Origin of the sequence: Streptomyces harbinensis, assembly GCF_900116145.1 — a bacterium.
Classification (GTDB): Bacteria; Actinomycetota; Actinomycetes; order Streptomycetales; family Streptomycetaceae; genus Streptomyces; species Streptomyces carpaticus.
In genome coordinates this window covers 105,185-129,640 of sequence record NZ_FPAB01000006.1, presented here as the reverse complement: position 1 = coordinate 129,640, position 24,456 = coordinate 105,185, and the positions used below count along the sequence as shown (strand labels likewise).

Genomic DNA, 24,456 nt, shown 5'->3' with positions numbered 1-24,456 from the left:
AAGATCGGTGATCATTGGGCAAGATCACCAGCATGACCGGCGACGAATCCGTATACGAGCTGCCCCCGGCCCCGCTGCGGCCGGCCGGCCACGGCGTACGGCTGCGGGAGTGGACGGTGCAGGACAGCGCGGCCATGGTCGCGCTGTTCGACGACCCGGACATCGCCCGCTTCACCCCGCTGCGTTCCCCGTTCGACCTGGAGGCGGCGCACGACTACCTCGCCAAGGCGTTCGATCACCGGGCCGAGGGCCGCCGGGTCCAGCTGGCCATCACCGTCGACGGCCGCACCCCGCTCGGCGAGGTGGTGCTCTTCCCCAACCCGGACGCCCCGCGCGAGGCCGAGCTGGGCTACACCGTCGGGCCCGCCCACCGGGGCCGGGGCCTGGCGGCGCGCGCGGTGCGGGTGCTCGCCGAGTACGCGCTGCGCGAGCTGGCCGTGCGCCGGGTGATCCTGCGGATCGAGCCGGAGAACGCCCCCTCCAACGCCGTCGCCCGCGCCGCCGGCTTCGTGGTGGCCCCCGACCCGCCGCTGCACCGCGAGATCAGGGGCCGCCCCGTCACCCTGCTCACCTGGGAGCGGTACCCGCAGGACGCGCCGCCCGGTTAGAGCCGCAGCCCCAGCAGCAGCACCGGGCTCTCCTCGCTCGGCTCGCGCAGCGTACGGAAGCCGTACCGCAGGTAGAACGCGTGCGCGGCGGCGTTCGCCGGGTTCATCGCCAGATGCAGGCCCGGGACGCCGCGCTCGCGCAGCGCGTCGCGGTACGCCGTCATCAGCCGGGTGCCCAGACCGCGCCGCTGCCCGTGCGGCAGCAGGTCGATGTGCAGGTGTGCCGGGTACTCCCGCACCACCTCGGCGTCGATCATGCGCTCCGGCTCGTGCAGCAGCGCGCGCAACTCCCCGTCCCGGTCCGTGCGGCCGGGCAGCACCGGGAAGCGGTCGCGTATCCGCGGCAGCCACCGGGCCCGGAAGTCGCGGTAGTACGCCTCGGTGTCGGGCGCGCCCACGATGTAGCCGATCGGCCCGTCCGGGTCGCCGTCGTCCGCCACGAAGGCCAGGCCGGTGTCGAGTTCGGCGTACGGGGTGGCGAAGAGCGCGGGCAGGACGCCCGGGTCGTGGAAGTGGCCCCGGGCGTCCCCGCCCAGTTCCCCGGTGCGTACACAGATCCGCCGCAGTGCCGCCGCGTCCACGGCGTCTCTGGGCCGGTAGGGGCGGATCCGTACATCCCCAGCAGTGCGTGTCATGCGGATCATTCTCGGACCCGCCCCGGTGGGTCACCAGACCTTCAGCACGATCTTCCCGCGCACATGGCCGCCCTCGCTGCGCTCGTGCGCCTTGGCGCCGGCGTCCAGCGGGTACTCCGAGTCGATGGCCACCGTGAACCGCCCCTCCCGGGCCAGTTCGGCCGCCTGCGGCAGCGCGTCGTACGCCGGGTCGTCCGACATCGCGGAGGTGACCCGCGCCCCGTACTGCGGCGCCGAGAAGTCCGCGATGGTCACCACCCGGCCCGGATCGCCGGCGATCTCGATCAGCTCGGGCAGCGAGCCGGAGCCGGCCGTGTCGAAGACCCCGTCCACCCCGTCCGGCGCCAGCCGCGCCACCCGGTCCTTCAGCCCGGCCCCGTACGTGGTGGGCCGCACCCCCAGCGAGCGCAGATAGTCCTGGTTGCGGTCGCTGGCGGTGCCGATGACGGTGAGGCCGTCGGCGATCGCGAACTGCGCCGCCGCGCTGCCGGTGCCGCCGGCCGCGCCCTCGATCAGCAGCGTCTGGCCTGCCCGCAGCCCGAGCAGTCCGAGCGCGCGCCGCGCGGTCTCGGTGGCCATCGGCAGCCCGGACGCCTGCTCCCAGGTCAGCTCGGGCGGCTTCACCGTGTAGTGGTCGAGCACCGCGTACTGCGCGGAGGCGCTGCGCCCGGAGCCGAACACCTCGTCGCCGACCGACACCCCGGCCACCCCGGGGCCGACCTCGTCGACCACGCCGGAGGCGTCCGAGCCGGGGATCGCGGGGAAGGCGAGCGGGGAGGTGTCGTCGAACAGTCCGCGCCTGATCTTCCAGTCGATCGGGTTCACCGCCGCCGCGTGCACCGCGATACGGACCTGGCCGGGTCCGGCGTGCGGCTCGGGCTGGTCGGTGACCCGCAGCACCGAGGGGTCGTCGTAATCCGTGTACGTCAGTGCGCGCATCGTGGAATCGCCTCCCAGGTCGCTTCGCTCCTCACCCCTCAGTGTTACGGAGCGTTCCCGGGGGCGCAGCTCGGAGCTTCTCCAGCGTGACGGCGGCCGGGTCCACCTGCGCGATCCCGGCGGCGTCCAGCGCCTCCTTGACGCGGCGGCGCAGCTCGCGCTCGACGGTGGCGGCCTTGCCGGGCGCGACCTTGCCCTTGGCCCGTACCACCATGGTGTCCATCGACACCGACTCCAGGCCCAGGACCTCCAGCGGCTCCCACAGCAGCTCGTCCCAGGGCGGTCCGCCGCCGTGCAGCTCCTCGCCGACGGTGGTGATCACCTTGTGCACCTGCGCGTAGTCGGCCTCGGCCCGCACCTCGACGTCCAGCTGCGCGGTGGCCCAGCCCTGGCTGAGGTTGGCGACCCGCTTGATCTCGCCGTTGCGCACGTACCACAGCTCGCCGCTGTCGGCGCGCAGCGTGGTGACCCGCAGCCCGATCTCGACCACGGTGCCGCTCGCCTCGCCGGCGTCGATCCGGTCGCCGACCCCGTACTGGTCCTCCAGCAGCATGAACATGCCGCTGAGCACGTCGGTGACCAGGTTGCGGGCGCCGAAGCCGATCGCCACCCCGAGGATCCCGGCGCTGGCCACCAGGGGGCCCAGCTCGATGCTCAGCTGGGAGAGCACCATCAGCGCCGCCGTGCCCAGCACCAGGACGGAGGCGGCCGAGCGCAGCACCGAGCCGATGGCGGCGGCGCGCTGGATGCGCCGCTCGGGGTTGGCCAGCAGGGCGGAGCCGCGCGAGGGGCTGCCGGCGCGGCGCTTGTCGTCCCGGTGCATGCGCTTGATCAGCCGGCTGATCGACCGGCGCACGACCACGCGCAGCACGAGGGCTATCACCACGATCAGCGCGATCCGCAGGCCCGTGCCCAGCCAGGCTTCCCAGTGCTCCCTCATCACCCGTCCACCGTAATCGCGCCGCGCACCCCGGGACGCCGGGGAAAAACGGTCAGGACGGGGCGGGTGTGGCGAATGACACCATCGGTGTATTACCGGTCCGTGGTGGCGCCATCCCCCGTGGCCGGGACACACTGTGGGAGATCGTCCCGGCGCGAGCCACGTGCCGCCGACGGAACTGGAGGGCATCCGTGCCACAAGTCCTGGTCCTCAACGCCTCGTACGAACCTCTCGGCGTCGTCCCCATCCGCCGCGCGCTCATCCTGCTGCTCAACGACAAGGCGGTGAGTCTGGAGGACTCGGACGCCCTCATGCGCAGCGCCACCCACGCCATACCCGCCCCCAGCGTGGTGCGGCTCAAACGGTTCGTGCGTGTCCCCTACCGGGGCGCCGTGCCCCTGACCCGCCGGGCGCTGTTCGCCCGGGACGGCGGCCGGTGCGCGTACTGCGGCGCTGTCGCCACCAGCGTCGACCACGTGATCCCGCGCAGCCGGGGCGGCGCGCACGCCTGGGACAACGTGGTCGCCGCCTGCCGCAGCTGCAACCACATCAAGGCCGACCGGCAGGTCGCCGAGCTGGGCTGGCGGCTGCGCCACAAGCCGGGGCCGCCGTCCGGTCTCGCCTGGCGCATCATCGGTACCGGCCACCGCGATCCGCGGTGGCTGCCGTATCTCCAGCCGTACGGCGCGGACGACGCACTGGCCCGGATCGAGGGACGGTCCTCCGCCTGACCCCGGGCCGACCGCAAATCTTTTCGCCGACCGTGGGTGATATCGCTCGCTTTCCCGCAATTCCGGTCGCGGGGACGGATGGGGTGGCGTTGACTGGGTAGGGCAACGAGGGCACCGAAGTCCGCGTTACCGCCCGTGAACGGAGTGAGGCCCGTGGCCGCACCCAGCAAACCCGCCGTCGCCCCCTTTCCGCCCGCGCTGATCGGGGAGCCCGCCGTCCCGCAGGACGAGCTGCCCCCCATGCCGTGGGACGAGACCGGTGAGTTCGACCTGTCCGAGCTGACCGACCCCGACGCCGCCGCCCGCGCCCTGGACCCGCCGCTGACCAGCGAACCCGCACCCGCCGGTACCACCCCGCTCACCTCCGAGCAGCCACTGTCCGCCGCCGAGCTGCCCCTGACCTCCGAGCCGACCGCCGGGCTCACGCACGCCGATCCGCACTGATCCGGTACGAAACGGCGGGGGCGTGGGAGAAGGCCCGGAAGGGGTTCGTTACTGTGGGGGCGTGGTGAACGCGAACAAGAACGCCCGTGGGCAGAAGCAGGCGAGCAGGCACGGTCTGCGCGCCGGAGCCCTCACGGCCGGCACGCTGCTGATGCTGCTCATGACCTCCCCGCTCGCCCAGGCGGCGCACCGGGAGGACGGCGACGACCCGGGCCCGGGCCTGAGCGCCATCGAGACCCTGGGCCTGTTCGTGGCCGCCCCCATCGCGCTGTTCGCCCTGATCACCGGCCTGGTGATCCTCGGCGACCGCAAGAAGCAGCCGAGCGGCAAGCAGAGCTGACCGCCCGCGCGGCCCCGCCGCGCACGGATCGGCTCCCCACCGCCCCGCGCGGTCCCACACCCCCGGCCCGCCGCCCCCGCGCGGCGAGCGCGGGGGTCAGCGCACGTCCAGCCGCGGCCGCAGCCGGGCGTACGCCCAGCCGGCGAGCGTGGTCGGGGTGGTGGTGAGCACGTCCCGGGGCGGCTCCGGAGTGAGCCCGCGGGTGCCCGCCGTCATCCCGACGATCCCCTCGATCGCGCCCGGCGGCAGCCCCGCCCCGCCCAGCGCCGCCCGCACCTCGTCGTCCGACACCACGCGCAGCCGGATCCCGCGCCCGAGCGCCCCCGTCAGCGTCCGCGCGACCTGCCGCCATGACAGGTCCTCGGGACCGTGCACGCCCTGCACCACCCGCCCGCGCCAGGCATCGCTCAGCAACCGGGCCGCCGCCACCTCCCCGATGTCACGCGGGTCCACCCATGGCTGCGGACGGTCCGGGTCGCCCGCCGTGCTCAGCTCCCCGGCCGCCAGTTCCTCCAGGGAGAGCAGCAGGTTCGGGTAGAAGTAGCCGCACCGCAGATGCGTGACGTCGGCGCCGGTGGCGTCCAGCTGCTCCTCGATCGCGGCCAGTCCGTCGATGTGCCCGGCGCCGTGCCGCAGCTCCGCCCCGCCGCTGCTGAGGAACACCACCCGCCCCACCCCGTTCTCCCGTACCGCCCGCGCCAGCCCGGCGCCGGTGCGGCGCGACGTACCCACCGGGTCCTCGACCGCGTGCGGGGTCGGATCGACGAGGAACGCGGCCGTGGCCCCCGCCATCGCCCCGGCCACGAAATCGGCGTCGGTCAGATCACCGCGCCGCACCTCCACCCGGTCCCGGACCCCAGGCGCCAGTCGCGCCGGATCGCGTACCAGCACCCGCGGCCGCACCCCGGCCTGAAGCAGCAACCCGACCACCCGCGACCCGACCTGTCCGGTGGGGGTGGTGACGACAACCGTCATGGGACCTCCTCGCATCTCGTCCATCGGTCGGTCACGGTAGAGGCCGTCGCGGCCACAACCCGGCCGCGACGGTGCGAGGCTTGAGCGCGTGTCCCATCCGAGTGCCCGCACCCTGGAACTGCTGTCGCTCCTGGCCGCCGGAGTGCCCAGGACCGGAGCGGACCTCGCGGCCCGGCTCGGCGTCTCGCCGCGCACCCTGCGCCGGGACATCGGGCGGCTGCGGGAACTGGGCTACCGGGTGGAGTCGTCCCCCGGCGGGGCAGGCAGCTACCGGCTGCCGCCCGGGCAGGGCGTACCGCCGCTGGTCCTTTCCGCCGAGGAGGCGGTGGCCACGGCGGTGGGACTGCGGCACGCCGCCGGATACGGGGCGGGTCCGGCCGCCGACACCGCGCTGCGCAAGCTGGAGGCGGCGCTGCCGGCCCGGCTGCGCGGCCGGATCGAGGCCCTGCTGGCGGCCACCGAAGCCCGGCCCGGGCCGGGTGAACCGGGCGCCGGAGATCCGGGCGACCCCGACACCGTGGGACGGCTGGCCACCGCCGCCCATCTGCGCTCCCGGGTCCGGTTCCGGCACACGGCCCGGGACGGCACCACCACCGAACGGCGCGCGGAGCCGCACCGCCTGCTGCTCCTGGACCACCGCTGGTACCTGCTGGCCTGGGACGAGGCGCGGGCGGACTGGCGTACGTTCCGGGTGGACCGGATCTCCGCCCTGCGGGTGCCGGGTACGACGTTCGGCCCGCGACCGCTGCCACCCGGCGCGTTCGCACCGGCGGGACAGGCGGCTCCGGCCATACCGGCGGGGTCGTCCGAGCCGCCCGCCGGGGGCGGATCGGTGCTGTTCCTCGCCCCGGCGGCGGCGGTGGCGGGGCGGCTGACGGCGCGGGCCGGCGTCCTGGAACCGGCCGGCCCGGACCGCTGCCGATACCGCACGGGCCCGGACGACTGGGAGTGGCTGGCCACCGCCCTCGCCGCGGTCGGCGTGCCGTACCGCGTCGAAGGCCCACCGGAACTGGCCCGCGCCACCCGCGCCCTGGTCGCCCGGGCGGCCGCGGCGGCACCTGACACCGATATGTGACGGGCCGCCGTGACAGCGCGCGCGGCCGGCACCCGGCTGACCGTCATGGCGGGGGCCGCGCGGGTACGGCCGGCCCGGGCGGCCCGTTTCCCGCGGTGGCGTCCGCCGGGCACCACCGGACCACGGCCCACCGGACCACGACCCACCGGGCGGGCGGCCGGACTCCACGGAGCCCGGCCGCCCACCCGGGAAGGGCTCAGCGCCGGGCCGCCGCCTTGTCCGCCGCCTGGGCGTGCAGTGCGCGTTCCACGCCCGCCCGGGACTCGGTCACCAGCCGCCGCAGCGCCGCCGACGGCTTCGCCGCCTCCAGCCAGGCGTCCGTCTCGGTCAGCGTCGCCTCGCTCACCTGGATCGACGGGTACAGGCCCACCGCGATCTGCTGCGCCATCTCGTGGCTGCGGGTCTCCCACACGTTCTTCAGCGCCGCGAAGTACTCCGGCGTGTACGAGGCGAGCAGCTCGCGCTGGTCGGTCTGCACGAAGCCGCCGATCACCGCTTCCTGGAGCGCGTTGGGGAGCTTGTCGCTCTCCACCACCAGCGCCCACGCCTCGGCCTTCGCCTCCCGGGTCGGCCGGGCCGCCCGCGCGTACGCCGCGTGCCGCTCGCCCGCCGAGGTGCGGTCCCGCGTCAGCTCCGCCGTGATCTCCTTCTCGTCCGCGCGCCCGGTCGCCGCCAGCCGCTGGAGCAGCGACCAGCGCAGATCCGTGTCGACGGCCAGCCCCTCCACCGTCCGCGTACCGTCCAGCAGCCCGGCCAGCAGCTCCAGCTGCTCGTCCGTGCGGGCCACCGAGGCCAGCGCCCGCATCCACGCCAGCTGGTGGTCGCTGCCCGGCGCGGCCTCCGTCAGATGCCGGTGCGCCGCCTCGCTCCAGCGCAGCAGGCCGCTCTCGCGCCACGCCGGGTCGGCGTACAGGTCGAGCGCCAGGGACACCTGCCGGTGCAGCGACTGCACCACGCCGATGTCGCTCTCCTTGCCGATGCCGGAGAGCACCAGGTCCAGGTAGTCCCGGGTGGCGAGTTCGCCGTCCCGGGTCATGTCCCAGGCCGACGCCCAGCTCAGCGCGCGCGGCAGCGACTCGGTGAAGTCGCCCAGGTGGCGGGTGACGACGGTCAGCGACTCCGGGTCGAGCCGCACCTTCGCGTACGACAGGTCGTCGTCGTTGAGCAGGATGACGGCGGGCCGGATCTGCCCGATCAGCTGCGGCACCTCGGTCAGTTCGCCGTCGACGTCCAGCTCGATCCGCTCGCGCCGCACCAGCGCGCCGTCGGTCAGCTCGTACAGGCCGATCGCGATCCGGTGCGGGCGCAGCGTCGGGGAGCCGGTGGCGCCGGCCGGCAGGGCCGGGGCCTCCTGGCGGATGGCGAAGGAGGTGATGCCGCCGTCCCCGTCGACCGTGATCTCAGGGCGCAGCACGTTGATGCCGGCCGTCTGGAGCCACGCCTTGGACCAGGCCCCCAGGTCCCGGCCGCTGGTCTCCTCCAGGGCACTCAGCAGATCGCTGAGCCGGGTGTTGCCCCACGCGTGCCGCTTGAAGTACGCCTGCACGCCCGCGAAGAACGCGTCCATGCCGACGTAGGCGACCAGCTGCTTGAGGACGGAGGCACCCTTGGCGTAGGTGATGCCGTCGAAGTTGACCAGGACGTCGTCCAGGTCGCGGATCTCGGCCATGATCGGGTGGGTGGACGGCAGCTGGTCCTGCCGGTACGCCCAGGTCTTCATGGAGTTGGCGAAGCTGGTCCAGGCGTGCGGCCAGCGGCTGCCGGGCGCGTGGGCCTGGCAGGCGATGGAGGTGTAGGTGGCGAACGACTCGTTCAGCCACAGGTCGTTCCACCACTCCATGGTGACGAGGTCGCCGAACCACATGTGGGCCAGCTCGTGCAGGATGGTCTCGGCCCGCATCTCGTACGCCGCGTCCGTGACCTTGGAGCGGAAGACGTACTGGTCGCGGATGGTGACGGCGCCCGCGTTCTCCATCGCGCCGGCGTTGAACTCCGGGACGAACAGCTGGTCGTACTTGGCGAACGGGTAGGGGTAGTCGAACTTCTCCTCGAACCAGTCGAAGCCCTGCCGGGTGACGGCGAAGATCGCCTCGGCGTCCAGGTGTTCGGCGAGGGAGGGCCGGCAGTAGATGCCCAGCGGCACCGAACGCCCGCCGGGCCCTTCCCAGCTGCTGTGCACCGAGTGGTACGGGCCGGCGATCAGCGCCGTGATGTAGCTGGAGATGCGCGGGGTGGGCTCGAACCGCCAGACGTTGTCGGCGGGCTGCGGGGTCGGCGCGTTGGAGATGACCGTCCAGCCCTCGGGCGCCCGCACGGTGAACTGGAAGGTGGCCTTCAGGTCGGGCTGCTCGAAGCAGGCGAACACCCGCCGCGCGTCGGGCACCTCGAACTGGGTGTAGAGGTAGGCCTGTTCGTCCACCGGGTCGACGAAGCGGTGCAGGCCCTCGCCGGTGTTGGTGTAGGCGCAGTCGGCGACGACGACCAGTTCGTTGTGGCCGGCCAGGACGTTCGGCAGGGCGATCCGGGAGTCGGCGAAGACGTCGGAGGCCGGCAGGACCTCGCCGTTGAGCGCGATGTGCCGGACCGAGGGGGCCACCAGATCGATGAAGCTCGCCCCGGCCTCCCGCGCCGTGAAGTGCACGGTGGTCTCGGAGCGGAAGGTGCCGCCCTCCTGGGCACCGGAGATGTCGAGCGCGATCGTGTAGCTGTCCACGCTCAGCAGCCGGGCCCGCTCCCGGGCCTCCTCGCGGGTCAGATTCGTGCCAGGCACCAGTTCTCCTTTGTGCGTCCGTACTCCGTCCGGTCATCCTTCCACGCCATACGGACACCGGGGCGGTGCGCGACCGTGCCGCGCCCGCCCCGGTGCCCGTAACGGCAGGGGGAGACCCCTTACGCGCCGCTCACCTTCTCGATGATGATGCCGCCGCTGCCGGTGACGGTGCCGGCGGCGTTGAGCAGCCGCACCTCGCCGAAGAACTCACGTCCGGCGGAGGCGTCGCCGGCCGCGGCCACGACGGTGACCTCGGCGTCGATCGCGGCGGTCGCGCCGTTGGCCAGCGAGATGACCTGCTCCTCGTCCACGGCGACCGAGCCGAGGTCGGGGGAGAGGTAGGCGTCCCGGTAGTCGTAGGCGGTCGAGCCGGACGGTACGGCGTACGCGTGCACCTCGACGGTGTACGTGCCGGCCGCCGGGTCGGTCAGCACCACGCTCTCCTCGGAGCCGCCGGAGGCCGCCTGGCCGACCAGGGTGCCGTCCCGGTACACGTACAGGTCCAGGTCGGCGGCCGGGTCGGAGGTGTTGCCGATGACGGCCTCGAAGCGGGTGACGCCCTCGGCCAGCTCGATCGTGCTGGTCTGGTACTCACCGGTGGCGATGGTGGGCCGGTCGGTGAGGACCGAGCCCAGCTCACCGGCGGCGAGGGTGCCCTCCACCGGGGCGAGGGCGTTGCTGACCTCCCAGCTCACCGGGACGGGGGTGCCGATGACGGCTTCCTCGACGGTGGCCGTGTCCGGGTCGAAGACGGTGCCGAGCGCGGTCGCGGTCAGCGTGTAGGGGTTGTTGAGGTGCGGCGAGGTGCGCCGGGCCTCGACCTCGATCTCCCAGACGCCCGGGGTCGGGTTGTCGTAGGAGCGCAGGTCGGGGCGGCAGGTGTTCGCCGGGTTGTCGTAGTTGGGGTAGCAGTTGACGGTCGAGGAGTTGTCCGCGAGCGTGCCCCAGGGGGTGATGGCGATCCACCGGGTCTGGCTGCCCTCGGTGAGGCCGTCGAGCCGCACCTCCAGGGTCTTGGTGCCCTCGGGAACCTTCACGAAGTACGAGGTGCTGGCGTTGCGCTGCACCGTGGCGGACTTCGTGACCGCGTAGGAGGGGGCGGCCAGCTTCTCGGTCACCAGGATGGTGCTGAGGACGTGCAGGTCGACGCCCTTGGTGGAGCGGTCGTCGACGCCGAGCAGCACGCTGTGCGCGCCGGTCGAGCGCGGCTTGGCCTGGACCTGCACGGTGACCGGCTTGTTGAGCGGCAGCGAGACGGTGCTCTTGCCGACCAGCGAGAAGGTCTTGTCGTGGTTGTTGTCCAGGGTGAGCTTGTGCTGGACGTTGCGGTCGGGGCCGCTGGTACGGGTGATGGTGATGTCGTACGTCTTGCGCTCGCCGACCTTGGGGGCGCTCTCCCGGTCGTACACGCCGGTGCCGAAGCCCGGGGTGGCCAGGTACTCGGCCAGATCGCTGCTCACCGGGGCCTTCACCGTGTACTCGTGGGCGGTGGCGCCCTTGGTGATCAGCTTCCAGGCGGCGACGGTGTCGACCAGACCGGCGCCCTGCTCGTGCGCCTGCACCCCGGCGATGGGGTCGGCGGAGGAGATCATCGCGGTGCGCAGATCGGCGGCCGACAGCTCGATGTTGCGCTGCTTGGCGCCGGACAGCAGCAGCGCGGCCGAGCCGGCGACCTGCGGCGAGGACATCGAGGTGCCCTGGAGCATGCCGTACCCGGGCGGCAGGTCGTAGCCGGCCTCGGCGACCGGGGCGCCCGGCTGCCACATCGGGATGGCGTTGATGGAGGCGCCGGGCCCGGTGATGGTGGGCTTGAAGCCGCCGTCGGCGCGCGGTCCTGAGGAGGAGAACGGCAGCATGGCGTACTTGGTGGTCACGCCGGAGCCGTAGTTGGCCGCCCAGGTCTCCTTGGAGATGGCGGCGCCGACGCTGACGACCTTGTCGGCGACCGACGGGTCGGAGACGGTGTTGACGCCGGGGCCGTCGTTGCCGGCCGAGATGAAGAGCTGGACGTCGTAGGTGTCGATCAGCTCGCTGTACACCCGGGCGCGGGCGTTGTTGCCGTCGTTCAGCGCGGGCAGGCCACCGATGGAGACGTTGACCAGGTCCACGTCGCGGTTGACGACGAGGTCGATCATGCCCTCGAACATGGCGGTGGCGGTGCAGCCGCCGCCGAAGCGGCAGGCGCGCGAGGAGACGAGCTGCGCGCCGGGGGCGGCGCCGTTCATCTGGCCGGCGAACAGGCTGTTGGCGGCGGTGATGCCGGCCACGTGGGTGCCGTGCCGTCCGGAGACGATGCCGATGTTGACGAAGTCGGCGGTCTGCCCGATCCAGTCACCGCCGTAGGGGTCCATGGGGACGTCCTCGCGGATCTCCACCACGAAGGGGACGGCCTCGGCGACGGCGGTGTCCGGGTTGTCGGTGCCGAAGTAGCCGACGTCGTGGTTCTCCCGGTACGGCTTCATCGGGGTCTCGTCCGTGAAGTCGCCGTCGTTGTTCAGGTCCACCCGGACGGTGCCGGCGGCCGGGTCGTACAGCACGGCCCAGGAGCCGTCGGTGCGGCCGTCGCGGTTGACGTCGCCGCCCAGTTCACCGGCGGCGATGTTCTCCCGGAAGATGGAGACGTAGTACTCGCCGGCGGGCGCCTTGTAGTCGCGGCCGTTGTAGCTGAACGTCTCTCCGGAGACCTTGGTGGTCATCGGACGCCACGAGCCGTCGTTGTCGACGATCGGGTCGGTGGCGGTCACCCAGTCGGTGATCTTGGTCTCGCCGGTGGTGGTCTCCTGGAGCGCGGGGTGGGCGAGGTCGACGCCGGTGTCCAGGATGCCGATGGTGACGCCGCGGCCGTCGTACTTCTTGTTCTGCTTGACGAAGTCGACGGCGCCCGTCTCGTGGGAGGGCTGGTACGGGTTGGCGGCCTTGGTGGTCGCGTCGGGCGCCGGGTAGCTGGTGCCGCTGCCGTTCCCGCCGCCGGGGCCGCGCCCGGCGTCGGGCAGCGGATCCGGTACCTGGATCTCCTCGTTGAGGTCGATCGCGTACACCGAGGAGAGCGCGCGGGCCTCGTCGATCGCGTCGTCGGCGGCGCCGGTGCGCACGGTGGCGCGGACGTAGCCGATCTCGTCGAGCGTGTAGCCGACCGACGCCCCCGGGAGCGCGTCGAGCGCGTCGCTGACCTCGTCGGTCTCGCCGGGCTCGGTGGCGATCATCAGGGTGACGTGCGGTTCACCGGACGCCTTGGCCTCGGCGAGCAGGGTGGCGTCGTGGGTGCCGAACTTGTCGTCGATCGGCTTGTCGGCGGCCGAACGGGTGAGCGCGTCGCTCTCGGCGGCGAACGCGGGCAGCGCCCCCGTGATGGCCAGGGCGCTGACCAGCCCGGTGGCGAGCACGACCCGGGTGGCCCGGGCCGATCGTCTCCTGCGTGGGGCAGCGGGGGACAGGGGAGAAGTATGTGACATGGGCATCCTTGTTCGGATTCCGGAACCGGATGACCGGTCATCATACGTAAATGATCACCTGATGTAATGGCTTTACAAGATAGTTGTCGCATTCCTGTCAGGGACGATTGAAGAAATCGTGCCCGGGGTATCTACGCGCAAGGATCGGGGCAATGAGGGGCGAACCGCCCCACCGATCCGGCCGAACCCGCCACCGGCACCCCGCGGGCCCCACGGGTGACGGCGGCTCAGGACCGCGGGCGCCGCCGGATCCCCGGCGCGACCCCGGCGTACCGAGGCGAGGACGGACGGTACGTTCCCGCGCCGTCCGCCCCCGCCCCCGCCCGCCGGTCAGCCGGCCCGGTCCTCCTGCGCGCGCAGCGCCCGGTGCAGATCGTCCCGCTGCTCCAGCACCAGCCGGCGCAGCGCCGGGGCCGCGTCCTGGTGCGCCGCCAGCCAGGCGTCGGTGGCGTCCAGCGTCGCCCGCTCCTGCTGGAGACCCGGGAACAGCCCGCGGACCACCGCCATGCCGATCTCGATCGACCGCTCCCGCCACACCCGCTCGATCGCCGCGAAGTAGCGGTCGGTGAACGGCGCCAGCAGCGCGTCCTGCCCCGGCCGGGCGAAGCCGTCGATGGTGGCCTCCACCAGCGCGTTGGACAGCGCGTCCGACTCCACCACCTGTTCCCAGGCGGCCTCCTTCACCTCGGCGGACGGCCGCGCCGCCAGGCAGCGCACCTGGTGGCGGCGGCCCGAGGCGGTGTCGTCCCGGGTCAGCTCGTCCGCCAGCTCCGCCTCACCGGCCCGGCCGTGCGCGGCCAGCGGCAGCAGCATCGTCCAGCGCAGCTCCTGATCGACGACCAGCCCCGCGATCCGTTCCTTGCCGGACAGCAGCCCCTCCAGCAGCCCGAAGTCGGCGTCGGTGACCGCCCGGCCGGCGAAGAACCGGGCCCAGGCCAGCTGGTGGTCGCTGCCCGGCTCGGCGCGCCGCAGCTCCGCCCGGGCCGCCTCCGCCAGCCGGACGGCTTCGGCCTCCCGCCGCGCCCGGGGCAGGTACCACTCCAGGGCCGAATCGGCCCAGGTGAGCACCATCTGGAGGACGCCGATCTGCGTCTCGGCGCCGCCGAACCGCCGCACCAGCTCCAGGAAGTCGGCGGCCGGGAGCAGCGCGTCGCGGGTGAGGTTCCACAGCGCCGACCAGCACAGCGCGCGGGCCAGCGGGTCCTCGATGTCGCCCAGGTGCCGGCGCAGGGTGTCCAGGGACGCCGCGTCGAACCGGGTCTTGCAGTACGTCAGGTCCTCGTCGTTGACCAGCACCAGCTCGGGCCGCTCGGCGCCCGCCAGCGCGTCGACCACCGTACGGGCGCCGGTCACATCGGCGCCGGCGCGCGCGTACCGGACGAGCCGGCCGCCGTCCAGCCGGTAGAGCCCGATCTGCACCCGGTGCGGGCGCAGCGTGGGGTGCTCCTCGGGCGCGTCCTGCTCGACGGCCAGCTCGGCGATCCGGCCGTCCGCGTCGTATCGCACCTGCGGCGTGAGCGAGTTGAGCCCGGCGGTCTGGAGCCAGGCGCGGGCCCACTCGGCCATGTCGCGGCCGGAGGTCTCGGTGAGGACGGACAGCAGGTCGGACAGCCGGGTGTTGCCGTACGCGTGCCGCTTGAAGTAGCGCCGGGCACCTTCGAGGAACGCCTCCTCGCCGGCGTAGGCGACCAGCTGCTTGAGGACGGAGGCGCCCTTGGCGTAGGTGATGCCGTCGAAGTTGAGCTTGGCGTCCTGGAGGTCGCGGATGTCGGCGGTGATGGGGTGGGTGGACGGCAGCTGGTCGGCGCGGTACGCCCAGGCCTTGCGGCGGTTGGCGAAGGTGATCCAGGCCTCGTCGAAGCGGGTGGCGCCGTGGGAGGCGTACGCGCCCATGAAGTCGGCGAAGGACTCCTTGAGCCACAGGTCGTCCCACCACTCCATGGTGACCAGGTCGCCGAACCACATGTGCGCCATCTCGTGCAGCAGGGTGTTGGCGCGGGCCTGGTAGGAGGCGCGGGTGGTGCGGCCCCGGAAGACGTACTCCTCGCGGAAGGTGACCAGGCCCGGGTTCTCCATGGCGCCGAGGTTGTACTCGGGCACGAACGCCTGGTCGTACTTGCCGAAGGGGTACGGGAAGTCGAAGTGGTCGTGGAAGAAGTCGAGCCCCGCCTTGGTGGTGGCGAAGATCTCCTCCGGGTCGAAGTGCTTGGCCAGCCCCTTGCGGCACAGCGCGCCGAGCGGGATCTCCAGCGTGGTGCCGTCGTCGAACGTGCGGGAGTAGTGGTCGCGCACGTGGTGGTACGGGCCGGCCAGGATCGCCGTGATGTAGGTGGAGATGGGCTTGGTGGTGGCGAAGGTGTGCCGGACGCCGCCGCCCTCCGGGGGAGCCGAGGCGCCGGTGGCGGCCCCGTTGGCGAGCACCGTCCAGCCCTCGGGGGCGAGCACGGTGACGTCGTAGGGCGCCTTGAGGTCGGGCTGCTCGAAGTTGGCGAAGACCCGGCGGGCGTCGGCCGGCTCGTACTGGGTGTAGAGGTAGGTCTCGCCGTCCTCCGGGTCGGTGAAGTGGTGCAGTCCCTCGCCGGTGCGGCTGTAGGCGCAGCGGGCGTCGACGATCAGCTCGTTCTCGGCGCGCAGCCCGTCGAGCCGGATGCGGGAGCCGTCGAAGACGCGGTCGACGTTCAGGGACTCCCCGTTGAGGGTCACCGAGTGCACGTGCGGCGCGATGAGGTCGGCGAAGGTGTCGGCGCCGTCCTCGCGCGCGGAGAAACGGATGGTCGTGGTGGAACGGAACGTCCGCGGCCCGGAGGCGGGCGCCGGTCCTGCCGCCTCGCGTACGTCCAGGACCAGCTCGTACCCGTGCACGGTGAGCAGCCGGGACCGTGCTCCCGCCTCGTCGCGGGTCAGGTTCTCTCCGGGCACCACATGTCTCCTTTGTGTCTTCCGTGCGAAAAAAGAGGGCGCGGCCAGCATGTCATGGGGCGCTCGGATCGCTCCCGGGGCCCGGGAATGCGTCCGGGCGGCGCGCGGTTGTACGCGCGAGTGCCCGTTGCCGTATGGAGGAGCCGAACGTCATGCCGGAGAAGACTCCCGCCGATTTCTGGTTCGACCCGCTGTGCCCGTGGGCGTGGCTGACCTCGCGCTGGATGCTGGAGGTGGAGAAGGTACGGCCGGTGGAGGTCCGCTGGCACGTGATGAGCCTGTCGGTGCTGAACGAGCCCCGGGCGGACGAGCTGCCCGAGCAGTACGCCGAACTGCTCCAGCGCGGCTGGGCGCCGGTGCGGGTGCTGATCGCCGCGGAGGAACGGTTCGGCAGCGAGGTGCTGGGGCCGCTGTACACGGCCATCGGTACCCGCTTCCACCTCCAGGACAAGCCGCGCACCAAGGAGACGCTGATCGAGGCGCTGGAGGAGGTCGGACTGCCGGCCGAGCTGGCGGACGCGGGCGACACCGACGCGTACGACGAGCGGCTGCGGGCCTCGCACAAGGCCGGCATCGACCTGGTGGGCCAGGACGTGGGCACGCCGGTGATCGCGGTGCCGGGCGCGGACGGCGAGCAGATCGCGTTCTTCGGCCCCGTGGTGACCCCCGCCCCGAAGGGCGAGGCGGCGGCGCGGCTGTGGGACGGCACGCTGCTGGTGGCGAGCACCCCGGGCTTCTACGAGATCAAGCGCACCCGGGACGCGAAGCCGCAGTTCGACTGAGCGGCCCCGCACACCGGAGCGGCCCCCGCGTCCTTGACACGCGGGGGCCGCTCCTTTTTCACCTGCCCGGTGAAACGGTTGAGAAGACGATCACGCGAGCAGGAGCTTGCCGCCGCCGGCCTTGGCGGCGGTGTACCGGGCGGAGACGTCCTGCCAGTTGACCACCCGCCACATCGCCTCGACGAAGTCGACCTTCTGGTTGCGGTACTGGAGGTAGAAGGCGTGCTCCCAGGCGTCGAAGACGAGAATCGGCACGCTGCCCTGGCCGATGTTCCCCTGGTGGTCGTACACCTGCTCGACGACCAGCCGCCCGCTCAGCGGCTCGTACGCCAGCACGCCCCAGCCGGACCCCTGCGTGGTGGCGCTGGCCTTGGAGAGCTGTGCTTTGAACCGGGCGAAGGACCCGAACGACTCGGCGATGGCGTCGGCCAGCTCCCCGGTCCCGTCCTTCTCCAGCGGCTCCCCGCCGCCGTCACCGGTCATGTTGCGCCAGTAGATGGAGTGCAGGATGTGCCCGGACAGATGGAACGCGAGGTTCTTCTCCAGCCCGGTGATGTTCCCCCACTGCTCCTTCTCCCGCGCCTCGGCCAGCTGCTCCAGGGTGTCGTTGGCGCCCTTGACGTAGCCGGCGTGGTGCTTGTCGTGGTGCAGCTCGATGATCTCCCCGCTGATGACCGGCTCCAGGGAGGAGTAGTCGTACGGCAGCTCAGGAAGCGTGTAGGTGGCCATGCCGGTTGCCTTGCCCATCTCGCTCGACTAATTGCGAAGCACTTGCAATAACAACCTAGCAGCAAGTGCAGCATCAGCGCGCGCCCGCGACACCCAGCAGGGCGACGAACAGCCCGAGCACGACCACCCCGGCCGCGGCACGGCCCCGGCCCTTCGGATGCGGCCCGAACCGCCGCAGCCGGACGAACCCCGCGCCATAACGCGTCGGCCCGCACGGCGAGGCCGCCTCGCCGTGCACGAAGCGGATCAGCGTGGTCATGCACGGGACACAGGCGTGCACGGCTCTCGATCGCCCGAACCCGGCTACCGATCCGGCCCACACCGTCGGCACGTCCCCGGCCCGGCACATGGAACACGCCCCGTTCTGCGCCCAGCCGGCGAACAGGCCGGTACGCAGCCACACCTGCGCGGGAGACGGAGTACGCGGCGTCACCGGCGCCCACCCCGACTCCGGGCGTTGGCCTCGCGCACCGGCTCCGACAACCCCTCCGAGAGCGCCACCGCCTCCAGATCTTCCGGCAGCGCGAACCACTCCACGCCACCACCTTGTGGCCGCAGCGCGACCCGCCCACTGACCCGGTCCATGACCACCCCGATCCGTCCGTTCCACCTGTCGCGCACCAGCGACCCGACATCGGGGAGGGCAGGCGGGGTGCTGTGCTGCTCGTTCGTCATCGAAGCCCGCCCTCACCGATCGTTCGCCGGACGGCGGCCGCCCGCTCGTCCGGGTAGCGGGACAGCAGCTGGAGCGCGCGTTCTCGGTGGTCCCGGGATTCCTCGCCGGGGGTGGCGTCGGCCAGGCAGGCCAGCGCGAGCGCCTCGTGCCAGGGGTCGTCCAGCTCTCGGTGAACGGACGCGGCCCGCCCGGCGAGGCCGGCCGCCTCGGACGGCCGTCCCCGGTCGAGCAGCACCTGTGCGACCGCTCGCCACGCCATCGCTTCCCGGGAGCGGTTGCCACTCCGGGCGTGCAGGTCGGCCGCACGGTGAAAGGAAGCCAGGGCCTCCTCGGACCGGCCCGCCGCCCGTTGTGCCTTCCCCAGAGCGAGCAGCCAGTACCCCTCCAGCGTCTCGGAGCGCAGTTCCAGGGCCAGGGCGACCGCCTCTTCGGCGCAGACGAGAGCCGCCCCGGTCTCCCCGCGCTCGCGGTGGATCACGCTGAGCTGTCGCAGGGCGTTACCCACGCTGCGCCGGGCGCCGAGCGCGCGGTGAGTCTCCAGGGCCCGCCGGGCGTCCGTCTCGGCTTCGTCCACCCGGCCCGCCGCGCAGCGGGTGCTCGACAGATTGGCCAGGGCCATCGCTGCCCGATGCCGGTCGCCGAACTCCTCGAAGAGAGCGCGGGCCCGCGTGAAGTGTTCCTCGGCGGCGCTCAACTCCCGCCGGTGGAGACGCACGATCCCCAGCAGATTCGTCGACGACGCCTCGCCCCGTCGATCACCCAGTTCGCTGCGGATCTCCAGCGCCTGCTGATGGCAGCGCAGGCTCTCCGTCAACCGGTTGACCCGGGCGTGACCCATGCCGATGCATTCCAGCAGCCGCGCTTCACCGGCCCGGTCACCGAGCCGGCGGACGGCCCGCAGGCCCCGGTCGGCAATGGCCGACCAGTCCTCCAGGGACAGGGAAGGCAGCTTGGTGTCCCAGAGCACGACGGCCAGCAGCCAGGCGGACCGGTCGGGACCAGCCGCCTCTGCGGCCTGGACGAGGGGGACGAAGTGTTCCCGTTCCCACGCGGCCCAGTCCACGGGGGAAGTGGAGGGCGCGTCGCCCTGTGCTGTCGCAGGGATGGCCTGCTCGTTCATCATCGAACGTCCTTCGGTTGTGCGGTGAACACCTTCACTCGCCAGAGGTAACCGTCCGATTGCGGAGAGCGGTACCGTTGGCACCGCGTGAGCGTTTAAGAGCTTTCAGTGCATGAGGGGTTGTGGGTCATGCCGATTTCCGCGCCGAATCATTCGCTCAACCGCTTGTACCGGGAAACGGGCTGGACCCTCCGCCAGTTCGCCCAGGCGGTGAACCGTCTCGGCACGGAGTGCGGAATGCCGCTGCGATACCGGGAACCGTCGGTGCATCAGTGGCTCAACGGTGGTCTGCCGATGCCACAGGTGCGTCCGCTGATCCTCGAAGCGCTCGCCCGACGGCTTGGCCGCCCGGTGACGGCGATGGAGGCCGGATTTCCGCCTGTTCCCGGCTCCTTCGACAACCGCGCCTCTACGGTGGAAGCTCTGATCGACCTCGGGAGGCAGGACATGGATCCATCCCGGCGCGGCGTGCTCGGTGTGGGGGTTTTCTCCGTTGCCCTGACCGTGCCCGGTTGGCCCGATGTGGTCGGCCGTATGGAAGCGGTGCAGGCCGGCAACCTGCGGCGGGTGGGGGATCCGGACGTCGAGGTGGTCCGTGCGATGACGGAACGCCTATCCGAACTCGATGACGATTTCGGTGGCCGGCACGCCCGTCCCATGGCGGCAGCGTTTCTGGTCAATACGGTGGCGCCGTATTTACGGGCCGCGGGCCCGGATGACGTGCGAGCCAGGATGATGGAGGCCGCGTCCATTCTCTGTTACGTCACGGGGTGGATGGCGATGGACGAAGGACGGCACGGACTCGCCCAGCGGTATTACGTGAAGGGCCTGGAACTCGCCGGTGCTGCCGGCGACCACATGACGTACTGCCACATCCTGCGCGGCATGTCCGTGCAGGCGACCGATCTTGGACATGCCAAGGCGGCCGTGCGCTACGCCGATGCGGCAGCCGCTGCGGCGCCGGCAGCGGGGCCACGCATGCAAGCCTTCCTCACGGGACAGCAGGCGCACGCGTACGCCCTGGCCCGGGATCGCCCGAAGGCGCTCCGGCTCCTGCGGGAGACGGAAGTGGCCATGGACAAGGCCACCAGTCAAGCTCCGACTTTCGGTGGCTATTCACCCGCCACCGTCGCGATGCACACGGCAGAGGTCCAGAGCGAATTGGGCGATGTCCCCGGAAGCATCCGGTCGCTGGAGTCGCACTTCCGGCTGCGTGACAGCAGCGACAGCAGAAGAAGTGGACTGCGCTTCAACGCCAAGCTTGCGGAAAGGCAACTCAAGGTCGGTCACCTGGAGGCGGCATGCTCTTCGTGGGACCGCGTCCTCGAACACTATCCGCAGGTGCATTCCGGCCGGGTCGACGGCCACATCCGGGAGATGTTCCGCCTGATCCGGCCGCACCTCAAGAACGCCACCGCCCGGGCCCTGGACGAACGAGCCCGCGCCGTCACTCCGGCCGCGCTCCACACCTGAGAGCCGCCCACCCGTCCCACGGCGCCGAACGTCAGACAGCGTCCGGGCCCGTGCCGATGGCACCGGCCGAGCGGAGCGCGTGCCCGAGTTCTCCGGTGAGGAGGCGGGGGTGTCGCCGCCACCACCACCGGAGGGGACCGTCCGGAGAGCGGTTACGCGTCCGGGATGTCCGGCTTCGCCGCGCGGAGCATGCTGCCCGGGAGGACCACCAGGCGTTCATCGGGGCCCAGCTTCACCCCGTCCGGCAGTCGTCCCGCGTAGTCGGTGGTCACATCGCGTCCGATGACGGCCACATCCCCGTTGTCGAGCTGCCACATCTCGGGGCAGTACTCCTCGTCCTGCGAAAGCCCCAGTTCCTGGGCCGTCCTGCCCAGCCGGTGCGCGAACGACGCTGACGGATCCGCTTCCCATGGGCGTGCCATGACATCTCCCGGTGTGAGCACTGTCACTGGCCACGGGAGTCTAGTGACGCGCCGCTGGGAGCGGAAGGTTGTGGGAGGTCCATAAGCCCGGGTGGGTTCGGGCAGTGGATTGGGCTCTTGTTTTCGGTCGGTCGGGTGGGGTCGGATGGGGGTGGGGGAAATCGTTCTTTGGAGGATGTGTATGAGCACCGCTGTACTCGCGGATCTGTTGCCCGCGCCCACGCTGTCCCGGGCCCGGGTGCGGGATGTGGCACTGGTCGTGGGAGGTGCCGCGCTGACCGGGGTGGCCGCGCAGATCGCGCTGCCGGTGCCCGGGTCGCCGGTGCCGGTGACCGGGCAGACGTTCGCCGCCCTGCTCGTCGGTGTCTCGCTCGGGCCGGCGCGTGCGCTGCTGTCCATGCTGCTGTACGCGGTGGCCGGCATGGCCGGGATGCCGTGGTTCGCGGAGGCGTCCGCCGGGTACGGCATGCCCTCCTTCGGCTACATCATCGGCATGACCGTGGCCGCCGGTGTCGTCGGTGAGCTGGCGCGGCGCGGCGGGGACCGTACGGTGCTGCGCACCGCCGGGACGATGGTGACCGGCATGGCCGTCACCTACGCCATCGGCGTGCCCTATCTCGCCCTGGCCACCGGCATGTCGGCCGGTGAGGCGATGGCCGCCGGTCTGGTGCCGTTCCTCATCGGGGACGCCCTCAAGGCCGTGCTCGCCATGGGCGCGCTGCCCACCGCCTGGCGGCTCGCGGGCCGCCGGGGGCGCGGGTAAGGGGGCCGCTGCGCGCATGTCAGACTCATCCCCATGCGCGTCTATCTCGGCTCCGACCACGCCGGCTACGAACTGAAGAATCACCTCGTCGACTGGCTCACGGCCCACGGCCATGAGCCGGTCGACTGCGGCCCGCACACGTTCGACGCCCAGGACGACTATCCGCCGTTCTGTCTGCGCGCCGCCGAGGCGGTCGCCGCCGATCCGGACGCGCTCGGTGTCGTCATCGGCGGCAGCGGCAACGGTGAGGCCATCGCCGCCAACAAGGTCGCGGGCGTACGCTGCGCCCTCGCCTGGAGCGTGGAGACGGCGAAGCTGGGGCGGCAGCACAACAACGCCAACGTGGTGAGCGTCGGCGCCCGGATGCACACCACCGACGAGGCCACCACGTTCGTCGAGGTCTTCCTGGCCACCCCGTACTCCGGCGAGGACCGGCACAGCCGCCGCATCGACATGCTCAGCGCCTACGAGAGCGACGGCACGCTGCCCCCGCTGCCCGACGGCGCCTGATGCCCGAGGGTCACACCATTCACCGGCTGGCCGCCGACTACCGGGAACGGTTCGGCGGCCGGGCGGTGCGGGCCGACTCCCCGCAGGGGAGGTTCGCCGGGGGTGCGGCGCTCATCGACGGCGAGGTGCTGCGGGAGTGCGACGCCCACGGGAAGAACCTGTTCCTCGGCTTCGGCTGGCGCCGCTGGGTGCACATCCATCTCGGCCTGTACGGGAAGGTCGCCTTCGGCGACGGGCCGCCGCCCGCGCCCACCGGGCAGATCCGGCTGCGGCTGGCCTCCCCCGAGGGGTACGCCGAACTGCGCGGCCCCACCACCTGCGCGCTGCTCAGCCAGGACGAGAAGTCCGCCGTGCAGCGCCGGCTGGGCCCGGACCCGCTGCGCGCCGACGCCGATCCGGACCTGGTGTGGCGGCGGATCTCCGCCGCCCGCACCTCGATCGCCGAACTCCTCATGGACCAGCGGGTCATCGCCGGGGTCGGCAACGTGTACCGGGCCGAGATCCTCTTCCGGCACGGCATCGACCCCTACCGGCAGGGCCGCTCCCTGACCGAGGCCGAGTGGCGGCCGATGTGGGCGGACCTCGCCGCGCTGATGCGCGAGGGCGTGCGCAAGAACCGCATCGACACCGTGCGGCCCGAGCACATGCCCCAGGCCATGGGCCGCCCGGCGCGGGTGGACGGGCACGGGGGAGAGGTGTACGTGTACCGGCGCGCCACGCTGCCGTGCCTGGTGTGCGGGACGGCGATCCGGCGCGCCGAACTCGCCGCCCGCAACCTGTTCTGGTGCCCGGTCTGTCAGGCGGCCGGCTGACCCTCGGCGACCAGTTCGCGCACCGCGCGCACCAGCCGCTCCAGGTGCTCGGCCGGGGTGCCGGCGCCGAAGCTGACCCGGATCGCCTTCAGCGGCCCCTCGCAGCCGTCCGCCGCCTCCTGGTCCGCGCCCAGCAGGGTACGGACCAGGGGGTGCGCGCAGAACAGGCCGTCGCGGACGCCGATGCCGTACCGCTCGGAGAGCGCCCGGGCGAACGCCTCGCTCGGCCAGGTGTCCACGACGAACGACAGCACCGCGACCCGGGCGGCCTGCGGTCCGAACAGCGACAGTTCGCGGACGCCGGGGACGGATGCCAGGCCCGCCCGCAGGCCCGACAGCAGTTCCTCCTCGCGCGCCACCAGCCGTTCGAAGCCGGCCCCGGTCAGGGCCCGGCAGGCGGCGGCGATGGCGCAGGCACCGATGACGTTGGGCGAACCGGCCTCGTGGCGTGCGACGTTGTCCTGCCACTCCACCGTCACCGCGCCGCCCTCGGCGGTGACCGCGCGGCTGGCGCCGCCGCCCGCCAGGTAGGGCCGGGCGCCGTGCAGCCAGTCGGCGCGGCCGGCGAGCACCCCGGCACCGAAGGGCGCGTACAGCTTGTGGCCGGAGAAGGCCACCCAGTCGACGCCGAGCGCGGTGATGTCCACCGGGCGGTGCGGGGCGAGCTGGGCGGCGTCCAGGACGGTACGGGCGCCGGCCCGGCGGGCGGCGGTGGCGAGTTCGGCGACCGGCCACAGTTCGCCGGTGACGTTGGAGGCGCCGGTGACGCACAGCAGCTTCGGGCCCGGTGCGGCGTCGGCGAGGGCGGTGACCAGGGTGGCGACGGCCTGGCCGGTGGAGCGCGGGGCCGGGAGGTAGCTGACGGTGTGGCCGTGGTGCGCCCAGGGCAGCAGCGCGGCGTGGTGTTCGGTCTCGAAGACGAACACCTGGGTGCCGGCGGGCAGGGCGCCGGCCAGCAGGTTGAGCGAGTCGGTGGTGGAGCGGGTGAAGATCAGTTCGTCGTCGGGCCGGCAGCCGAGGAACGCGGCCACGGTACGCCGGCTCTCCTCGTACAGGTCGGTGGAGAGCTGCGACAGATGTCCGGCGCCGCGGTGCACGCTGCCGTAGTACGGGGCGTACGCGGCGACCTCGTCCCACACCGCGCGCAGGGCGGGGGCGCTGGCCGCGTAGTCGAGGGCCGCGTAGCCGATCTCGCCGCCGCCGGCGAGCGGGGCGCGGACCTCGTCGCCGAGCACCGGCAGGCGACAGTCGGCGTCGGTGGGGTGCGCGTCGGTGGGGTGGGCGGCGGTGTTCCGGGCAGGGGTGGTCAGGGTCACGGGCATGGCGAAGCTCCGGAAAGGG

Annotated in this window: 23 protein-coding genes; 10 read left to right on the top strand and 13 right to left on the bottom strand. The window is 72.4% G+C overall.

Features of this window, described 5'->3' with window-relative positions; translation table 11 throughout:
• The first annotated feature begins 32 nt into the window (after window positions 1–32).
• A complete protein-coding gene (locus BM385_RS18255; protein WP_026047255.1) occupies window positions 33–608 on the top strand; it encodes a GNAT family N-acetyltransferase in 576 nt (191 codons plus the stop codon).
• Here the strand turns inward: BM385_RS18255 and BM385_RS18250 are convergent.
• Genes BM385_RS18250 through BM385_RS18240 form a run of 3 tightly spaced genes read right to left on the bottom strand, consistent with a single transcriptional unit; the run spans window position 605 to window position 3,122 of the window.
• On the bottom strand, window positions 605–1,243 hold the full coding sequence (locus BM385_RS18250; RefSeq protein ID WP_093843697.1) for a GNAT family N-acetyltransferase: 639 nt from the start codon (window positions 1,241–1,243) through the stop codon (window positions 605–607). The two genes, BM385_RS18255 and BM385_RS18250, sit on opposite strands and share 4 nt — an antisense overlap.
• Before the next feature lie 30 nt (window positions 1,244–1,273).
• Entirely contained in the window at window positions 1,274–2,182 is a 909-nt protein-coding gene (locus BM385_RS18245; RefSeq protein ID WP_093843696.1) for an NADP-dependent oxidoreductase, read from the bottom strand.
• A 31-nt stretch (window positions 2,183–2,213) separates the two neighbouring features.
• On the bottom strand, window positions 2,214–3,122 hold the full coding sequence (locus BM385_RS18240) for a mechanosensitive ion channel family protein (RefSeq protein ID WP_019432814.1): 909 nt from the start codon (window positions 3,120–3,122) through the stop codon (window positions 2,214–2,216).
• Window positions 3,123–3,313: 191 nt separating this feature from the next.
• Between BM385_RS18240 and BM385_RS18235 the strand changes: the two genes are divergently transcribed.
• The 3 genes from BM385_RS18235 (at window position 3,314) to BM385_RS18225 (ending at window position 4,637) form a co-directional block, all read left to right on the top strand.
• Window positions 3,314–3,853 (top strand): HNH endonuclease, encoded by a 540-nt coding sequence (locus BM385_RS18235; protein WP_019432815.1) that lies wholly within the window; start codon window positions 3,314–3,316, stop codon window positions 3,851–3,853.
• Between the two features lie 153 nt (window positions 3,854–4,006).
• Complete coding sequence (locus BM385_RS18230; protein WP_019432816.1) at window positions 4,007–4,297, top strand: hypothetical protein; 291 nt, start codon at window positions 4,007–4,009, stop codon at window positions 4,295–4,297.
• Between the two features lie 151 nt (window positions 4,298–4,448).
• Window positions 4,449–4,637 (top strand): hypothetical protein, encoded by a 189-nt coding sequence (locus BM385_RS18225; RefSeq protein ID WP_051131079.1) that lies wholly within the window; start codon window positions 4,449–4,451, stop codon window positions 4,635–4,637.
• Window positions 4,638–4,733: 96 nt separating this feature from the next.
• Here the strand turns inward: BM385_RS18225 and BM385_RS18220 are convergent, their stop codons facing one another.
• Window positions 4,734–5,612 carry an NmrA family NAD(P)-binding protein gene (locus tag BM385_RS18220; RefSeq protein WP_019432818.1) on the bottom strand — a complete coding sequence of 293 codons (879 nt, stop codon included), beginning with the start codon at window positions 5,610–5,612 and terminating at the stop codon, window positions 4,734–4,736.
• Between the two features lie 88 nt (window positions 5,613–5,700).
• Here BM385_RS18220 and BM385_RS18215 point away from each other — a divergent pair, with 88 nt between their 5' ends.
• Complete coding sequence (locus tag BM385_RS18215; protein WP_019432819.1) at window positions 5,701–6,687, top strand: helix-turn-helix transcriptional regulator; 987 nt, start codon at window positions 5,701–5,703, stop codon at window positions 6,685–6,687.
• Between the two features lie 196 nt (window positions 6,688–6,883).
• Here the strand turns inward: BM385_RS18215 and pepN (BM385_RS18210) are convergent, their stop codons facing one another.
• The 3 genes from pepN (BM385_RS18210) to pepN (BM385_RS18200) all read right to left on the bottom strand — a co-directional run bounded on the left by pepN (BM385_RS18210) (window position 6,884) and on the right by pepN (BM385_RS18200) (window position 15,828).
• Window positions 6,884–9,457, bottom strand: coding sequence for an aminopeptidase N (gene pepN / locus BM385_RS18210; protein WP_093843695.1), 2,574 nt, complete (start codon window positions 9,455–9,457; stop codon window positions 6,884–6,886).
• 119 nt (window positions 9,458–9,576) lie between these two features.
• A complete protein-coding gene (locus BM385_RS18205) occupies window positions 9,577–12,909 on the bottom strand; it encodes a S8 family serine peptidase (protein ID WP_093843694.1) in 3,333 nt (1,110 codons plus the stop codon).
• Window positions 12,910–13,239: 330 nt separating this feature from the next.
• Entirely contained in the window at window positions 13,240–15,828 is a 2,589-nt protein-coding gene (gene pepN, locus BM385_RS18200; protein ID WP_093843811.1) for an aminopeptidase N, read from the bottom strand.
• Window positions 15,829–15,980: 152 nt separating this feature from the next.
• Here pepN (BM385_RS18200) and BM385_RS18195 point away from each other — a divergent pair, with 152 nt between their 5' ends.
• Window positions 15,981–16,610 (top strand): mycothiol-dependent nitroreductase Rv2466c family protein, encoded by a 630-nt coding sequence (locus BM385_RS18195; RefSeq protein ID WP_019432823.1) that lies wholly within the window; start codon window positions 15,981–15,983, stop codon window positions 16,608–16,610.
• Between the two features lie 90 nt (window positions 16,611–16,700).
• On the opposite strand, the gene BM385_RS18190 is transcribed toward BM385_RS18195, so the two are convergent.
• The 4 genes from BM385_RS18190 to BM385_RS18175 form a co-directional block, all read right to left on the bottom strand.
• Complete coding sequence (locus tag BM385_RS18190) at window positions 16,701–17,339, bottom strand: superoxide dismutase (RefSeq protein WP_026047259.1); 639 nt, start codon at window positions 17,337–17,339, stop codon at window positions 16,701–16,703.
• A 73-nt stretch (window positions 17,340–17,412) separates the two neighbouring features.
• The gene (locus BM385_RS18185; RefSeq protein ID WP_019432825.1) at window positions 17,413–17,598 is read right to left on the bottom strand and encodes a hypothetical protein; all 186 of its coding nucleotides are present in this window, start codon (window positions 17,596–17,598) and stop codon (window positions 17,413–17,415) included.
• Window positions 17,599–17,768: 170 nt separating this feature from the next.
• The gene (locus BM385_RS18180; protein ID WP_254791637.1) at window positions 17,769–18,014 is read right to left on the bottom strand and encodes a hypothetical protein; all 246 of its coding nucleotides are present in this window, start codon (window positions 18,012–18,014) and stop codon (window positions 17,769–17,771) included.
• Window positions 18,011–19,138: a tetratricopeptide repeat protein gene (locus BM385_RS18175; protein WP_093843693.1), complete on the bottom strand. Its 1,128-nt coding sequence runs from the start codon at window positions 19,136–19,138 to the stop codon at window positions 18,011–18,013. The genes BM385_RS18180 and BM385_RS18175 overlap by 4 nt, the downstream gene beginning before the upstream one ends.
• A gap of 126 nt (window positions 19,139–19,264) precedes the next feature.
• Between BM385_RS18175 and BM385_RS18170 the strand changes: the two genes are divergently transcribed.
• Window positions 19,265–20,608, top strand: a complete 1,344-nt coding sequence (locus BM385_RS18170; RefSeq protein ID WP_093843692.1) for an NsdA family TPR-like regulatory protein — start codon at window positions 19,265–19,267, stop codon at window positions 20,606–20,608.
• 152 nt (window positions 20,609–20,760) lie between these two features.
• Here BM385_RS18170 and BM385_RS18160 read toward each other — a convergent pair whose 3' ends face one another.
• Window positions 20,761–21,030 (bottom strand): hypothetical protein, encoded by a 270-nt coding sequence (locus BM385_RS18160; protein ID WP_026047260.1) that lies wholly within the window; start codon window positions 21,028–21,030, stop codon window positions 20,761–20,763.
• 181 nt (window positions 21,031–21,211) lie between these two features.
• On the opposite strand from BM385_RS18160, the gene BM385_RS18155 reads away from it, so the two are divergent.
• Genes BM385_RS18155 through BM385_RS18145 form a run of 3 tightly spaced genes read left to right on the top strand, consistent with a single transcriptional unit; the run spans window position 21,212 to window position 23,115 of the window.
• Window positions 21,212–21,793, top strand: a complete 582-nt coding sequence (locus BM385_RS18155) for a biotin transporter BioY (RefSeq protein WP_019432830.1) — start codon at window positions 21,212–21,214, stop codon at window positions 21,791–21,793.
• A gap of 33 nt (window positions 21,794–21,826) precedes the next feature.
• Complete coding sequence (locus tag BM385_RS18150) at window positions 21,827–22,303, top strand: ribose-5-phosphate isomerase (protein WP_019432831.1); 477 nt, start codon at window positions 21,827–21,829, stop codon at window positions 22,301–22,303.
• Window positions 22,303–23,115 carry an Fpg/Nei family DNA glycosylase gene (locus tag BM385_RS18145; protein WP_019432832.1) on the top strand — a complete coding sequence of 271 codons (813 nt, stop codon included), beginning with the start codon at window positions 22,303–22,305 and terminating at the stop codon, window positions 23,113–23,115. Before BM385_RS18150 ends, BM385_RS18145 begins: the two co-directional genes overlap by 1 nt.
• Here BM385_RS18145 and BM385_RS18140 read toward each other — a convergent pair.
• Window positions 23,100–24,437: an aminotransferase class V-fold PLP-dependent enzyme gene (locus BM385_RS18140; protein WP_254791635.1), complete on the bottom strand. Its 1,338-nt coding sequence runs from the start codon at window positions 24,435–24,437 to the stop codon at window positions 23,100–23,102. The two genes, BM385_RS18145 and BM385_RS18140, sit on opposite strands and share 16 nt — an antisense overlap.
• Between the last annotated feature and the right edge of the window lie 19 nt (window positions 24,438–24,456).

What these genes read in the sequence shown, in the direction of transcription:
- BM385_RS18255 (WP_026047255.1), top strand. Translation starts at nt 33, where the DNA reads ATGACCGGCGACGAATCCGTATACGAGCTGCCCCCGGCCCCGCTGCGG.
- BM385_RS18250 (WP_093843697.1), bottom strand. Translation starts at nt 1,243, where the DNA reads ATGACACGCACTGCTGGGGATGTACGGATCCGCCCCTACCGGCCCAGA.
- BM385_RS18245 (WP_093843696.1), bottom strand. Translation starts at nt 2,182, where the DNA reads ATGCGCGCACTGACGTACACGGATTACGACGACCCCTCGGTGCTGCGG.
- BM385_RS18240 (WP_019432814.1), bottom strand. Translation starts at nt 3,122, where the DNA reads ATGAGGGAGCACTGGGAAGCCTGGCTGGGCACGGGCCTGCGGATCGCG.
- BM385_RS18225 (WP_051131079.1), top strand. Translation starts at nt 4,449, where the DNA reads ATGCTGCTCATGACCTCCCCGCTCGCCCAGGCGGCGCACCGGGAGGAC.
- BM385_RS18220 (WP_019432818.1), bottom strand. Translation starts at nt 5,612, where the DNA reads ATGACGGTTGTCGTCACCACCCCCACCGGACAGGTCGGGTCGCGGGTG.
- BM385_RS18205 (WP_093843694.1), bottom strand. Translation starts at nt 12,909, where the DNA reads ATGTCACATACTTCTCCCCTGTCCCCCGCTGCCCCACGCAGGAGACGA.
- BM385_RS18195 (WP_019432823.1), top strand. Translation starts at nt 15,981, where the DNA reads ATGCCGGAGAAGACTCCCGCCGATTTCTGGTTCGACCCGCTGTGCCCG.
- BM385_RS18190 (WP_026047259.1), bottom strand. Translation starts at nt 17,339, where the DNA reads ATGGCCACCTACACGCTTCCTGAGCTGCCGTACGACTACTCCTCCCTG.
- BM385_RS18185 (WP_019432825.1), bottom strand. Translation starts at nt 17,598, where the DNA reads ATGACCACGCTGATCCGCTTCGTGCACGGCGAGGCGGCCTCGCCGTGC.
- BM385_RS18180 (WP_254791637.1), bottom strand. Translation starts at nt 18,014, where the DNA reads ATGACGAACGAGCAGCACAGCACCCCGCCTGCCCTCCCCGATGTCGGG.
- BM385_RS18175 (WP_093843693.1), bottom strand. Translation starts at nt 19,138, where the DNA reads ATGATGAACGAGCAGGCCATCCCTGCGACAGCACAGGGCGACGCGCCC.
- BM385_RS18170 (WP_093843692.1), top strand. Translation starts at nt 19,265, where the DNA reads ATGCCGATTTCCGCGCCGAATCATTCGCTCAACCGCTTGTACCGGGAA.
- BM385_RS18160 (WP_026047260.1), bottom strand. Translation starts at nt 21,030, where the DNA reads ATGGCACGCCCATGGGAAGCGGATCCGTCAGCGTCGTTCGCGCACCGG.
- BM385_RS18155 (WP_019432830.1), top strand. Translation starts at nt 21,212, where the DNA reads ATGAGCACCGCTGTACTCGCGGATCTGTTGCCCGCGCCCACGCTGTCC.
- BM385_RS18150 (WP_019432831.1), top strand. Translation starts at nt 21,827, where the DNA reads ATGCGCGTCTATCTCGGCTCCGACCACGCCGGCTACGAACTGAAGAAT.
- BM385_RS18145 (WP_019432832.1), top strand. Translation starts at nt 22,303, where the DNA reads ATGCCCGAGGGTCACACCATTCACCGGCTGGCCGCCGACTACCGGGAA.
- BM385_RS18140 (WP_254791635.1), bottom strand. Translation starts at nt 24,437, where the DNA reads ATGCCCGTGACCCTGACCACCCCTGCCCGGAACACCGCCGCCCACCCC.